13 protein-coding genes are annotated in these 12,445 nt (G+C 68.8%); 11 read left to right on the top strand and 2 right to left on the bottom strand.

All coding sequences use genetic code 11. The features are described 5' to 3' along the window. The first annotated feature begins 26 nt into the window (after positions 1-26). A complete protein-coding gene (locus ACFVV5_RS07675; RefSeq protein WP_055893100.1) occupies positions 27-350 on the top strand; it encodes a DUF2469 domain-containing protein in 324 nt (107 codons plus the stop codon). A 3-nt stretch (positions 351-353) separates the two neighbouring features. On the opposite strand, the gene ACFVV5_RS07670 is transcribed toward ACFVV5_RS07675, so the two are convergent. Continuing rightward, positions 354-899, bottom strand: a complete 546-nt coding sequence (locus ACFVV5_RS07670) for a YbhB/YbcL family Raf kinase inhibitor-like protein (RefSeq protein ID WP_387241433.1) — start codon at positions 897-899, stop codon at positions 354-356. Between the two features lie 158 nt (positions 900-1,057). Between ACFVV5_RS07670 and ACFVV5_RS07665 the strand changes: the two genes are divergently transcribed. The 4 genes from ACFVV5_RS07665 to ACFVV5_RS07650 all read left to right on the top strand — a co-directional run bounded on the left by ACFVV5_RS07665 (position 1,058) and on the right by ACFVV5_RS07650 (position 5,371). Beyond that, positions 1,058-1,414, top strand: a complete 357-nt coding sequence (locus ACFVV5_RS07665; RefSeq protein WP_387241430.1) for a YraN family protein — start codon at positions 1,058-1,060, stop codon at positions 1,412-1,414. After that, positions 1,414-2,976, top strand: a complete 1,563-nt coding sequence (locus ACFVV5_RS07660; protein ID WP_387241427.1) for a YifB family Mg chelatase-like AAA ATPase — start codon at positions 1,414-1,416, stop codon at positions 2,974-2,976. Before ACFVV5_RS07665 ends, ACFVV5_RS07660 begins: the two co-directional genes overlap by 1 nt. Beyond that, positions 2,973-4,286: a DNA-processing protein DprA gene (gene dprA / locus ACFVV5_RS07655; RefSeq protein WP_387241424.1), complete on the top strand. Its 1,314-nt coding sequence runs from the start codon at positions 2,973-2,975 to the stop codon at positions 4,284-4,286. Before ACFVV5_RS07660 ends, dprA begins: the two co-directional genes overlap by 4 nt. 182 nt (positions 4,287-4,468) lie before the next feature. Further along, entirely contained in the window at positions 4,469-5,371 is a 903-nt protein-coding gene (locus tag ACFVV5_RS07650) for a tyrosine recombinase XerC (protein WP_387241421.1), read from the top strand. 184 nt (positions 5,372-5,555) lie between these two features. Here the strand turns inward: ACFVV5_RS07650 and ACFVV5_RS07645 are convergent, their stop codons facing one another. Next, positions 5,556-6,110, bottom strand: a complete 555-nt coding sequence (locus ACFVV5_RS07645; RefSeq protein ID WP_387241418.1) for a murein hydrolase activator EnvC family protein — start codon at positions 6,108-6,110, stop codon at positions 5,556-5,558. Between the two features lie 249 nt (positions 6,111-6,359). Between ACFVV5_RS07645 and ACFVV5_RS07640 the strand changes: the two genes are divergently transcribed. The 6 genes from ACFVV5_RS07640 to ACFVV5_RS07615 all read left to right on the top strand — a co-directional run bounded on the left by ACFVV5_RS07640 (position 6,360) and on the right by ACFVV5_RS07615 (position 12,435). Continuing rightward, on the top strand, positions 6,360-7,862 hold the full coding sequence (locus ACFVV5_RS07640; protein WP_387241416.1) for a sugar porter family MFS transporter: 1,503 nt from the start codon (positions 6,360-6,362) through the stop codon (positions 7,860-7,862). A 232-nt stretch (positions 7,863-8,094) separates the two neighbouring features. Next, positions 8,095-9,090 carry a 30S ribosomal protein S2 gene (rpsB, locus tag ACFVV5_RS07635; RefSeq protein WP_387241413.1) on the top strand — a complete coding sequence of 332 codons (996 nt, stop codon included), beginning with the start codon at positions 8,095-8,097 and terminating at the stop codon, positions 9,088-9,090. A 46-nt stretch (positions 9,091-9,136) separates the two neighbouring features. Further along, a complete protein-coding gene (gene tsf, locus ACFVV5_RS07630) occupies positions 9,137-9,964 on the top strand; it encodes a translation elongation factor Ts (protein ID WP_387241410.1) in 828 nt (275 codons plus the stop codon). 134 nt (positions 9,965-10,098) lie between these two features. Beyond that, positions 10,099-10,815 (top strand): UMP kinase, encoded by a 717-nt coding sequence (pyrH, locus tag ACFVV5_RS07625; protein WP_387241407.1) that lies wholly within the window; start codon positions 10,099-10,101, stop codon positions 10,813-10,815. Positions 10,816-10,878: 63 nt separating this feature from the next. Further along, positions 10,879-11,433, top strand: coding sequence for a ribosome recycling factor (frr, locus tag ACFVV5_RS07620; protein WP_387241404.1), 555 nt, complete (start codon positions 10,879-10,881; stop codon positions 11,431-11,433). 9 nt (positions 11,434-11,442) lie between these two features. Then, positions 11,443-12,435 (top strand): phosphatidate cytidylyltransferase, encoded by a 993-nt coding sequence (locus tag ACFVV5_RS07615; protein ID WP_387241401.1) that lies wholly within the window; start codon positions 11,443-11,445, stop codon positions 12,433-12,435. Positions 12,436-12,445 lie beyond the last annotated feature (10 nt).

Below are 12,445 nucleotides of genomic sequence, written 5' to 3'. Positions count from 1 at the left end.
TGAGTCCGGCATAGACTTGACGGACGATGGATGAAGACGAGTTCGACGACTACGACCGTGAGGTCGAGTTGGCTTTGTACCGCGAATACCGGGACGTCGTCTCGCAGTTCAAGTATGTGATCGAGACCGAGCGCCGGTTCTACCTTGCGAACGAGGTGGAGTTCGTGCGCCGGGACACCGAGCACGACTTCTACTTCGAGCTGACCATGAACGATGTGTGGGTGTGGGACGTCTACCGTTCCGACCGCTTCGTCAAGTCGGTGCGGGTGCTGACGTTCAAAGACGTCAACATCGAGGAGCTGTCCAGCAAGGAGTTCGAGCTGCCCAAGGAGCTCGCGCTCGACGAGTAGCCGTCAGCGCTCGTAGGTGCCGGTGAGGCGCCCGCGGGCGATCACGTGGCCGCGCATCGCGTCCACGAGCGTGGCGACACGGATCGTGTCGTCGGCCTCGATCCGGGTGTCCAGCGCGAACAGCTGGAACACGTAGGCGTGCGGGCCGTGGCCGGGGATGGGCCGAGGGCCGTTGTAGCCGACGCGACCGAACGCTCCGCGGCCTCTTCCGTGAGCGGCGCCGGCGTCGAGGTCGCCCTCGGGCACACCGCTCAGGCTCGCGTCGAGCCGGGCGACGGCGTGTGTGATCGGGCGTGCGAACGGAACGTCGGAGTCCTCGACGATGAGCACCAGTTCGCGAGCGCCGACGGGGATGCCCGTCCAGGCGAGCGCCGGCGAGATGTTGTCGCCGATCGGCTTGCCCGCGGTGCTCTTCGGCATCGGAGCACCGTCGTCGAAGGCCGGGCTCTCGATCAGGATGGTGCTGGGAGCATCCAGCCCCTCGGAATGCCAGACGAGCGTGTTCTCGCCCGCCCGGCGGTGTGCGAGCAGGTGGCCGATGAAGGTCATGGTGTTCCGTTCTGCGTTCGTCCGTCGGTGTCCGGATGACACCCTACCGATGCGAACTGTGCCCTCCACAGCCGCGGCGATCGCGGAGTTGTCAACAGATCCCACTCTGGGCGGTTCCCCGCGCCTCATCTCGCGGAGGCTGGGTGCAGGAGGAACAGATGGCAGCGAAAGACGACCTCGGACGACGGGGCGAAGACGTGGCGGCACGGTGGTTCGAGCGGCACGGCTATGCGGTGATCGACCGCAATTGGCGGTGCAGGGCGGGTGAGCTCGACCTCGTCGTCCGCCGAGAGGAGACAACGGTCTTCGTCGAGGTGAAGACACGCACGTCGGTGGCGTACGGGCACCCGTTCGAGGCGATCACGACAGCCAAGACGGCCCGGCTCCGGCGGCTCGCCGGCGAATGGTGCGCTGAGCAGAACGGCGGCTTCGCGCAGCTGCGGATCGACGCGGTCGCGGTCATCGACGCCTGGAGTGATACGCCGCAGATCGAGCACCTCATGGACATCGCCTGATGTCGCTCGCACGCACGTACGCGGTCGCCCTGAACGGCATGAAGGGCGACCTGGTCGAGGTCGAAGCCGACATCGCGGCAGGTCTCCCGGCGTTCGTGCTGATCGGCCTGCCCGACATGGCGCTGGGGGAGTCTCGCAAACGGGTCAGCGCAGCTGCCCTCAACGCCGGATGCCCACTCACGCAGCGCAAGCTCACGATCAATCTGTCGCCGGCCGCTCTGCGCAAGCAAGGGTCGGCTTTCGATCTGGCCATCGCGATCGCGGCACTCGCGGCGGGCGGAGGGCTCGACGCCGAATCGGCGGGCCGATTCGTCCATCTGGGGGAGCTCGGGCTCGACGGCCGGTTGCGTCCGGTGCCGGGAATCCTCCCGTCCGTGATGGCGGCGCGCGCCGCCGGGTTCGAGCGGGTGATGGTGCCGCACGCCAACGCCGACGAAGCACGGCTGGTCGAGGGGATCGAGGTCACCGGGGTGGTGTCCTTGCGGGATGCCGTGATCCGGCACGGGGGCGAGCTCACGCCCGACGACACACTGCAGCCGGTGGCAGCCGTCCCAGCTGCCTCCGCCTCCGCCGAGTCGGCGGTGCAACGCGACATGGCCGATGTGGTGGGCAACGAAGAGATCGTCGACGCCCTGGTCGTGGCGGCCGCAGGAGGGCACCATCTCTCGATGATCGGGCCGCCGGGAGCCGGCAAGACGATGCTCGCAGCACGGCTTCCCACGATCCTGCCCGACCTCACCGACGACGAAGCGCTCGAGGTCACCTCGATCCGCTCGTTGATCGGAACGCAGATCGGTCACGAGCTCATTCGTCGTCCGCCGCTCGAGGCGCCGCACCACACGGCCTCCCAGGTCGCGCTCGTCGGCGGAGGGAGCGGCCGGATCGTGCCGGGAGCCATCGTCAGGGCGTCACACGGCGTCTTGCTCCTCGACGAAGCAGCCGAGTTTCCGTCGAGCGTGCTCGACGCGCTGCGTCAGCCGCTCGAGTCGGGTTCGATCACCATCCACCGCGCGGGCGGGGTCGCGACATTCCCCGCCCGCTTCCAGCTCGTGCTCGCGTCCAACCCCTGTCCGTGCGGCCGGTACGGGTCGGCCGACGACGAGTGCACCTGCACGCCGATCGCCCGGCGCCGCTACCTCGCGAAGATCTCGGGTCCACTGCTCGATCGCGTGGACATCCGTTTGAACGTGCGACGTCTGGGGCTCGCGGCGATGCGCGGCAGCGAGTCGGCAGGTGATCTCGGCTCCGCCGCCGCATCGAGCGCTGCGCTGCGTCAGCGGGTGATCGCGGCCCGCGCGGTCGCCTCCGAGCGTATGGCCGGCACGGCATGGACCAGGAACGGTGACGTGCCGGGGACGTGGCTGCGAACCGGACCGCGCCGGTTGCCGGCGACGGTGCTCGGGGCGCTCGATCGCGCGCTCGAACGAGGAGGCATCACGATGCGCGGCTACGACCGTGCGTTGCGGCTCGCCTGGACACTGGCCGACCTCGACACCTGTTCGGCGCCGACAGCGCAGCACATCGGTGCGGCCCTCTATCTGCGGCGGGGGATGAACGCATGAGCTATCTCGAGCTCACGCACGCCCAGCTGTCGGCCCTTCTCGCGCCGATCGCTCCGAGTGCTGGTATGCCACGCGACCTGACGCCGCGCGTTCGGGCGGCCGGGGAGGCCAGGGACGAACCTGCTCAGTTGGAACGGCGCTTCGCGACGGCCGTGTTCTCCACGCTGGCCGAGCCGGGCGACACCGACGCTGTCCGGCTGATCAGCGGCCTCGGGCCGGCGTGTGCTCTGTCCGCGGTCGTCGAGCGATGGCCTACGGCCCGCGTGCTCGACGCCATCGGCGAGGTCGACTCCGACGCGGCGACGATGCTCACCGGCCGTCTGGACGACGCTCTCGAACGCTGGCTCCCGCGGCTGTCGCTTCGCACCGCGAGACACGCCCTCGAATCGGCGGCACGATTCGAGGCGACCCTCGTCACACCCGACGACGACCTCTGGCCGCTGGGATTCAGCGCACTCGGCGACGGCGCGCCGATCGCCCTGTGGGTCCGCGGCGACGTGCAGAATCTGCGCTCCCTCGATCGGTCGATCGCGCTCGTCGGCGCACGGGCGGCGACCGGTTACGGCGAGCACGTCGCGATGGAGTCGGCAGCCGGACTGTCGGACCGCGGCATCACGGTGGTCTCAGGCGGCGCGTACGGCATCGACGGTGCCGCCCATCGCGCGGCGCTGGCGAGCGATCAGACCACGATCGCCTTCCTCGCCGGAGGAGTCGACCGGCTCTACCCGGCTGGTCACACCGAGCTGCTCACGCGGATCGCAGAGCGCGGACTCCTCGTAGCCGAGCTTCCCTGCGGTTCGTCGCCGACCAAGTGGAGATTCCTCCTGCGCAACCGGCTGATCGCCGCCGCGAGCAGCGCGACAGTGGTCGTCGAAGCGGGACGACGTTCGGGGTCCCTGAACACGGCGGGCCATGCCGCAGCGATCGGACGGCCGCTCGGGGCGGTCCCCGGACCGGTGACCTCGCCCGCGTCGGCGGGCTGCCACCGGCTCCTGCGGGAGTTCGACGCGGTCTGCGTCACCGACGCGGCGGAGATGGCAGAACTGGCAAACCTGTCGGAGCCTGCCCAGCCGGTCGCCGGGGTGGGTGCGGGGCTGGTCGGCGTGGTCGACAGCGCTCCGAATGAGAAGAGCGAGATCGAAGGGACCGCGATCCGGCTGCTGGACGCGCTCAGCCGCCGACGGGCGCGCTCGCCTGCCGAACTGGCCGCCTCAGCCGGCATGTCGGTTCGCGAGGTGACGGCCGCCCTGGGCGGGCTGGAGCTCGCGGGCACCGTGGCCGAGCGTCCGGATGGGTGGGTGCGGCGCTGAGGCCGAAGGCGGCCTCGGGCGGTGCAGCGTTGATCCTGGGCGCGAGGCCGGGTGCGGAGTCGGGTGGCGCAGCGCCGACGCCGGAGGCGATTCTGACGTCGGGGGCCGGGCGAAGTTGCCGATCCGGCGGTCGGCGGGCGTGGTGACCGGCGGTTCGGGGTCAGGCGGGCGAAGCTGAGGGGGTGGAACTGCAGCGGGCGATCGAGGCGTACTCGGCCCACCTCACGGTGGAGCGCGGGTACTCGCCGCAGACCGTCCGCGCATACCGGTCGGACCTCACCGGGTTCGCGGAGTTCGCGGCAGGGCGGGACATCGGCGACACCCGCGCGATCACACTCGACCTGTGGCGCGACTGGCTCTGGGACGCGTCGCAGCGCGGGCTGTCCAAGGCGACGCTCGCACGCCGCTCAGCCACGGCGAAAGGCTTCAGCGCCTGGGCGGCGCGCACGGACGACGGCGCCGACCCCGCCGCGCGCCTGAAGACGCCCAAAAGCGACAAGACGCTCCCGCGGGTCATCAACCGCGCCCAGATCACCGAGCTGCTCGACATCCTCGCCGTCCGGGCCGCCGACGGCGACCCCGCGCGACTGCGGGACGTCGCCGTCATCGAACTGCTCTACGCCTCAGGAATCCGGGTCTCCGAACTGACCGGACTCGACATCGACGACGCCGACCTCGACCGGCTCACCGTGCGCGTCCTCGGAAAAGGGTCGAAAGAGCGCGTGGTGCCGTTCGGCGTCCCCGCCGCACAGGCCGTGGTCGAGTACCTCAGCAGGGGGCGCCCGAAACTCGCCGCGGCACAGTCCGGAGCAGCGCTCTTCCTCGGCGCGCGCGGCGCACGACTCGGCACCCGCGCGGTGTATCAACTCGTCGCCGGCCTCCTCGCAGACCTCCCCGGAACCGGGCCGGCCGGACCGCACGCACTGCGCCACACCGCGGCCACCCACCTCCTCGACGGGGGAGCCGACCTGCGCGCCGTCCAAGAACTCCTCGGACACGCGAGCCTCGGGACCACCCAGATCTACACGCACGTCTCCACCGAACGCCTCAAAGAGAGCTACCGGATCGCCCACCCGCGCGCCTGACCTCCGGACGCCCGTCCCGACCGCATCCACCCCGAGCCGCACCCACCCCGAGCCGGACCCACCAAGCGGGCCACGGTCGCTGAGGGGTGCGAAACGTGCTTCAATCCGCGGAATGAGGCACTTTCGCCACCTCTCGCGCACGCGCCGTGGGCGTGTCGGCGCGGCGCCTCGCGCGCCTGCGGCGTCAAGCGCCGCCGAGAGGAAGCAACACCGCCCGCGGCACGCGATCGAAGAACAGGAGAGGGGAGACGTACTCCCCGTCGACGCGAACTCCGATGTGCAGGCACACGGCGGCGCAATGCCCTCCCGTGGCCACGGTCCCGAGCGCCGCGCCGGCCGCCACCACATCGCCGACGGACAACTCCGTCGCCACCGGTTCGTAGCTGGAGAGCACTCCGCCGCCATGATCCAGCGTGAGAACGGGGCGATCGACCACCACGCCGGTGAACCGGACGGTCGCACCCGACGGGGCGGCGACGGGGGAGCCGGGCGCCGCGCGCAGATCGATGCCTCGATGGCCGGCGGCATACGGCGTCGGGGGAGCCTCGAATCCCCGCGACAGCGATGGAGGCGCGATCGGCCACAGCCAGCGCGCGCCGGGCGCCGCACCCACAGCCGGCACCACCTCCACGCCGCCACCGCCCGACCCCACGAGGCCCACCACCCCGACCAGCATCACGACGCCCCACCGCCACCGGCGCCACCGGCGCCACCCGCGTCGAACAGCCGAACCGCTCATCCCGACCCCCTCCTCGTCCTGGGCGACAGCCTCCACCCGCGCGGAGAGGCCGCACCGCGAGCATCCCGCTTGGTGGAGAACCCCGAGAACGAGCGGCCTGTGGAGGAGGCTCGGCGTGCATCCGGCGCCCCGAAACAGTCGGGCGGGCCGGGTTGCCAGGGCGAAGTGACGGAGTACCGTGTGCTTCGCCGATCGCCTCCGGGCGTCCACCGGCGCACGAGGATCCGCCCACGATCGCAAAGGTCTCTGATGTCTGAACACGAGAGAAGTGCCTCGGAATCGACCGAGGAGAACGTGCCCAAGCCCACCGCCGCGATGCGCCGCAGGGTGCTCGGTCTTGCGATCTCCGCGGCCGTCGGAGGCTTCCTCTTCGGGTTCGACTCGTCCGTGGTGAACGGCGCCGTCGACTCGATCCAGCACAATTTCGGCCTCAACGCCCTGGTCACGGGGTTCGTGGTTGCCATCGCCCTCATCGGATGCGCGATCGGCGCCTACATCGCAGGGCGCCTGGCCGACCGGTGGGGCCGCATCAAGGTGATGCTGCTCGGCGCGGTGCTCTTCCTCGCGAGCTCCATCGGCGCCGGCCTCGCCTTCTCGGTGTGGGATCTCGGATTCTGGCGCGTGATCGGCGGGCTCGGCATCGGCATCGCGTCCGTCGTCGCTCCCGCGTACATCGCGGAGATCGCACCGAAGCAGTCGCGCGGGAGCCTGGCGTCGCTGCAGCAGCTCGCCATCACCATCGGCATCTTCGTCGCCCTGCTCTCCGACGCACTGCTCGCCGGGGTGGCCGGCTCGGCCTCGAGCCAGCTCTGGCTCGGCCTCGAAGCGTGGCGCTGGATGTTCCTGGTCGGGGTGATCCCGTCGGTCGTCTACGGCATCCTGGCCTTGATCCTTCCGGAGTCGCCGCGCTTCCTGCTGGCGACGGGCAAGCACGACGAGGCGCGCGCGATCTTCCAGACCCTCGTGCCCGAGAGCGACATCGACCGGCAGATCGACGACATCGAGCGGTCGATCGGCGAAGACAAGGAGGGGCTGAAGGCCACTCTGCGCGGCAACCGGTTCGGGTTGAAACCCATCGTCTGGATCGGCATCATCCTGTCGGTGTTCCAGCAGTTCGTGGGCATCAACGTGATCTTCTACTACTCGACGACGCTCTGGAGGGCCGTCGGGTTCACCGAGAAGAACTCGCTGATCATCACCGTCATCACGTCGGTGACGAACGTGGTCGTCACGATCGTCGCCATCCTGCTCGTCGACCGCGTCGGCCGCCGGCCCATCCTGCTGACCGGATCCGTCGGTATGGCCGTCTCGCTCGGCGTGATGGCTCTCGCCTTCGCGTTCTCTGTCACCGACAGCAAGGGGGAGGTGAGCCTGCCCGGCGCCTGGGGACCGACGGCGCTGATCGCGGCCAACGTCTTCGTCGTCTGCTTCGGCGCGTCGTGGGGTCCTCTCGTCTGGGTGCTGCTCGGCGAGATCTTCCCGACCAAGATCCGCGGGAAGGCACTGGGCGTCGCTGCGGCCGCCCAGTGGATCGCCAACTTCCTGGTCACCGTGAGCTTCCCTCCGATGGCGGCGTTCTCGCTCCCTTTCACCTACGGTATGTACGCCCTGTTCGCCGTGCTCTCCTTCTTCTTCGTGTTCTTCAAGATCCCGGAGACCAACGGGATGGCGCTGGAGCACGCCGAGACCCTGTTCGCGAACGCCGGCAAGAACCGCGGCGTGCAGGTGCGTTCCTCGGGCGATTCCGCCTAGCCGCGTTCTGATAAGATGACTGAAGCACCCCGCTCGTCGGGGTGACTACGCGTGCCCAATCGGGTTCACGCCACATCCACCGGTCTTCACGATCCACGCGGTTCATAGCCGTCGCGGCCGAGGAGCGGATGTGCGCGCCGGGCACCAGGAGTGGCGGCCGACCGGTCGCCGCAGTCAACCGCAACAGCATCCGTCTGCCACGGCGTCGGATGCCAGAATAGGAGAACGGCAAATGGCCGTTGTAACCATGCGCCAGCTGCTCGACAGCGGCGTCCACTTCGGACACCAGACCCGCCGCTGGAACCCGAAGATGAAGCGCTTCATCCTGACCGAGCGCTCGGGCAGCTACATCATCGACCTGCAGCAGTCCCTCACCTACATCGACAAGACCTACGAGTTCGTCCGCGAGACGGTCGCCCACGGTGGCACCATCCTCTTCGTCGGCACGAAGAAGCAGGCCCAGAACGCCATCGCCGAGCAGGCGACCCGCGTCGGCCAGCCGTACGTCAACCAGCGGTGGCTCGGTGGACTGCTCACCAACTTCCAGACGGTGTCGAAGCGACTCGCCCGTATGAAGGAGCTCGAGGAGCTCGACTTCGAAGGCACCACGAGTGGCTTCACCAAGAAGGAACTCCTCATCAAGAAGCGCGAGCTCGACAAGCTGCACAAGTCGCTCGGCGGCATCCGCAACCTGGCGAAGACCCCGAGCGCTCTCTGGGTGGTCGACACCAAGAAGGAGCACCTGGCGATCGACGAGGCCAAGAAGCTCGGCATCCCGGTCATCGGCATCCTCGACACCAACTGCGACCCCGACGAGGTCCAGTACCCGATCCCGGGCAACGACGACGCGATCCGCTCGGTCAGCCTGCTGACCCGCATCGTGGCCGACGCCGCGGCCGAGGGCCTCATCCAGCGTCACCAGAAGCCCGAAGAGGGCTCCGAGCCGACCGAGCCGCTCGCCGAGTGGGAGGCTGAGCTCCTGAAGGCCTCGGGCGACGAGGTCCAGTCGGGCGCCGAGACCGAGAAGGCCGCAGACGCCGACCTCGCCGACGCGAAGGCGGATTCCGCCGAGCTCGTCGCCGAGGGCGAGGCTGTCGCCGAAGCCGTCGCCGAGACCGAAGCAGCAGCCGAGGCCGTCGTCGAGGTCGCGACCGACGTCGCCACCGAGGCAGTCGCCGAAGCCGAGGCCGAGACCGCCGCCGCCGAGGCCGAGACCGAAGCCAAGTAATCCCGTCTCACAACGTACATTTTCGACAGAAGGTTCTTGAAGGAACATGGCAAACATCAGCATCGCTGACATCAAGGCCCTGCGCGAGCAGCTCGGCACGGGCATGGTCGACACCAAGAAGGCGCTCGAGGAGGCCGATGGCGACATCGACAAGGCCACCGAGATCCTGCGCCTGAAGGGTGCCAAGGGCAACGCGAAGCGCGCCGACCGCTCCACGAGCGAAGGCCTGGTCGCGGCCAAGGAGAACGGCACCAGTGCCACGATGATCGAGCTCGCCTGCGAGACGGACTTCGTCGCCAAGGGCGACAAGTTCATCGCGCTCTCCGAGAAGGTCCTCGACGCGGTCACCGCCGCCGGGGCGACCACGGTCGAGGAGGCCCTCGCGGCCCCCGCCGGCAGCCGGACCGTCGCCGAGCTCATCGGTGACGAGGCCGCCATCCTCGGCGAGAAGGTGGAACTCCGCCGCATCGCCGTCGTGTCGGGCGAGCACTTCGCGATCTACCTGCACAAGACCTCCAAAGACCTGCCCCCGCAGGTCGGTGTCGTCCTCGGCTACGCCGGCGACGACGCGGAGACCGCTCGCAGCATCGCGCAGCACATCTCGTTCGCCAACCCGGAGTACCTCACCCGTGAGGACGTCCCCGCAGAAGCGGTCGAGAACGAGCGACGCATCGTCGAGGAGATCTCGCGCAACGAGGGCAAGCCCGAGGCCGCCCTGCCGAAGATCATCGAGGGTCGCCTCGGCGCCTACTTCAAGCAGGTCGCGCTCCTCGAGCAGGACTACGCGAAGGACAACAAGCTGAGCATCAGCCAAGTCGTCAAGGATGCGGGAATCACCGTCTCCGGCTTCGCCCGCTTCAAGGTCGGCGCCTAACAGGCTCATGAGGGAGTCCGGATCGTTCCCACGATCCGGACTCCTTTTCTGTGCGCCCGGCTACCCTGTGCGGCGCTCACGTCCCGCACCCACTAACTTTGAACGAGATCACCGAACGGAAGGCTCACGCACGCATGTCCGAAACGAATAAGAGGCGCAGGGTCCTTCTCAAACTCTCCGGCGAAGCCTTCGGCGGCGGCCAGCTCGGAGTGAACCCCGACATCGTGAGCTCCATCGCCCGTGAGATCGCCCAGGCGGCCACCGACGTCGAGGTCGCGATCGTGGTCGGCGGAGGCAACTTCTTCCGCGGCGCCGAGCTCTCGCAGCGCGGAATGGACCGAGGGCGGGCCGACTACATGGGCATGCTCGGCACCGTGATGAACGCTCTCGCGCTGCAGGACTTCCTCGAGCAGGCCGGCGCGGAGACGCGCGTGCAGTCGGCCATCGCGATGACCCAGGTGGCCGAGCCGTACATCCCGCGCCGTGCCGAGCGCCACCTCGAGAAGGGGCGCGTCGTCATCTTCGGAGCCGGCGCCGGCCTGCCCTATTTCTCGACCGACACCGTCGCCGCCCAGCGCGCCCTTGAGATCGAGGCCGACGTCGTGCTCGTCGCCAAGAACGGCGTCGACGGAATGTACGACGACGACCCGCGCACGAACCCGGATGCTCGCAAGATCGACCAGATCAGCCACCAGGAGGCCCTGCAGCAGAATCTGAGGGCTGTGGACTCCACCGCCCTCAGCTTGTGCATGGACAACGGGATGCCGATGCGCATCTTCGGAATCGAGCCGGCCGGCAACGTCACAGCCGCCATCCTGGGCGCCGAGATCGGCACGCTGCTCGGCCCGTAGCGCCGGGTCCGCCCGGCGGCGGGCTCTAGACTAGACACCGATTCACCGACTGAAGGAGAGACCGTGATCGCGGATGTGATTTCCGACGCCACCCAGCGCATGAGCAAGACCGTTGAGGCGGCGAAAGACGAATTCGGCACCGTGAGCGCCGGCCGCGCGAACCCTGCGCTCTTCCTGAAGGTCCTCGTCGACTACTACGGCTCTCCGACCCCGCTGGCGCAGCTCGCCGGCCTCCAGAACCCGGAGGCCCGCGTCCTCCTCGTCACGCCGTACGACAAGTCGGCACTGAAGGAGATCGAGAAGGCGATCGTCAACATGCCGAACCTGTCGGCCAACGTCGGAAACGACGGCGACATCGTCCGCGTCACCCTTCCCGAGCTCACGGAGGACCGCCGCAAGGAGTTCGTGAAGATCGTCCGCAGCAAGGGCGAGGACGCCAAGGTGGCCATCCGGAACATCCGCCGCAAGGCGAAGGACGACCTCGACGCGCTGAAGAGCGAGGTCGGCGACGACGACGTGGCGCGTGGTGAGAAGGAACTGGAGAACATCACCCGCACGCACGTCGACGCCGTCGACGACGCTCTGAAGCGCAAGGAAGCCGAACTCCTCGAGGTTTAGGCTCCCACCATGACCAACGGAACGTCCGGCGATCCCGGCCCTCCCGTGCCGCAGAAGCGGGGCAAACCGGCGTCGAAGGCGGAGTTCCGCGCGCAGGTGCAGGCCACCAGGGCCGACCTGGAACGCCAGGTGCAGGCTCGCAAAGCCCAGCTGGACGCGACGAACGAGCGCATCGAGGCGAGGACCGGGCGCAACCTGATCCTGGCGATCCTGATCGGCTTGGCGGCCGGCGCACTGTTGCTGTTCAGCCTGATCTTCGTCAAGGAACTCTTCCTGATCTTCGGCGTCGCGATCGTGGGGTTCGCCGCGTTCGAGCTGACGCAGGCGTTCCGCGGCTCCGGCCGGCTGGTTCCGCGCACGCCGACGCTGATCTCGGCGGTGGCGATCGTGCCGGCGTCGTTCTTCTTCCACGCCGGCGGTCAGCTCGTCTCGCTCTCGGTGGGGGTCGTCCTCGTGTGCGTGTGGCGGCTGATCGAGGAGGCGGCTCGCCCGGCGAAGGTCGGCGGTGCTCAGCTCCTGCGGGATGTCACCGCGTCGGTGCTGGTCCAGCTCTACGTCGTGCTGCTCGGGAGCTTCGCCGTGCTGCTCCTGGCGGAGGACGGCGGCGAGTGGTGGGTGCTCGCGTTCATCATCCTGGTGGTCGCCGTCGACACCGGCGCGTACGTGGCGGGGCTGTCGTTCGGCAAGCATCCGATGGCGCCGACGATCAGCCCGAAGAAGACCTGGGAGGGCTTCGCAGGTGCGGCCGTCACGAGCGTCGTCGCGGGCGTGCTGCTGTCGTTGTTCATGATCGACCGGCCGTGGTGGTTCGGCATCGTCTTCGGGGTGGTGCTGCTGCTCACCGCGACACTGGGGGATCTGGCCGAATCGCTCATCAAGCGCGATCTCGGCATCAAGGACATGAGCTCGTGGCTGCCCGGTCACGGCGGTTTCCTCGACCGGCTCGACTCGATCCTGCCCTCTGCGGCGGTGACCTACGCGCTGTTCCTCATCTTCGGATGACAGAATGGGG

The organism is Leifsonia sp. NPDC058248 (assembly GCF_042881905.1).
Taxonomy (GTDB): Bacteria; Actinomycetota; Actinomycetes; order Actinomycetales; family Microbacteriaceae; genus Leifsonia.
Note: the sequence above shows the minus strand (reverse complement) of the source record. Positions and strands in the feature narration are given on the sequence as shown.

Excerpts from the sequence above, each read along its gene's own strand:
- ACFVV5_RS07675 (WP_055893100.1), top strand. The coding sequence starts at position 27 with ATGGATGAAGACGAGTTCGACGACTACGACCGTGAGGTCGAGTTGGCT.
- ACFVV5_RS07670 (WP_387241433.1), bottom strand. The coding sequence starts at position 899 with ATGACCTTCATCGGCCACCTGCTCGCACACCGCCGGGCGGGCGAGAAC.
- ACFVV5_RS07665 (WP_387241430.1), top strand. The coding sequence starts at position 1,058 with ATGGCAGCGAAAGACGACCTCGGACGACGGGGCGAAGACGTGGCGGCA.
- ACFVV5_RS07660 (WP_387241427.1), top strand. The coding sequence starts at position 1,414 with ATGTCGCTCGCACGCACGTACGCGGTCGCCCTGAACGGCATGAAGGGC.
- dprA (WP_387241424.1), top strand. The coding sequence starts at position 2,973 with ATGAGCTATCTCGAGCTCACGCACGCCCAGCTGTCGGCCCTTCTCGCG.
- ACFVV5_RS07645 (WP_387241418.1), bottom strand. The coding sequence starts at position 6,110 with ATGAGCGGTTCGGCTGTTCGACGCGGGTGGCGCCGGTGGCGCCGGTGG.
- ACFVV5_RS07640 (WP_387241416.1), top strand. The coding sequence starts at position 6,360 with ATGTCTGAACACGAGAGAAGTGCCTCGGAATCGACCGAGGAGAACGTG.
- rpsB (WP_387241413.1), top strand. The coding sequence starts at position 8,095 with ATGGCCGTTGTAACCATGCGCCAGCTGCTCGACAGCGGCGTCCACTTC.
- tsf (WP_387241410.1), top strand. The coding sequence starts at position 9,137 with ATGGCAAACATCAGCATCGCTGACATCAAGGCCCTGCGCGAGCAGCTC.
- pyrH (WP_387241407.1), top strand. The coding sequence starts at position 10,099 with ATGTCCGAAACGAATAAGAGGCGCAGGGTCCTTCTCAAACTCTCCGGC.
- ACFVV5_RS07615 (WP_387241401.1), top strand. The coding sequence starts at position 11,443 with ATGACCAACGGAACGTCCGGCGATCCCGGCCCTCCCGTGCCGCAGAAG.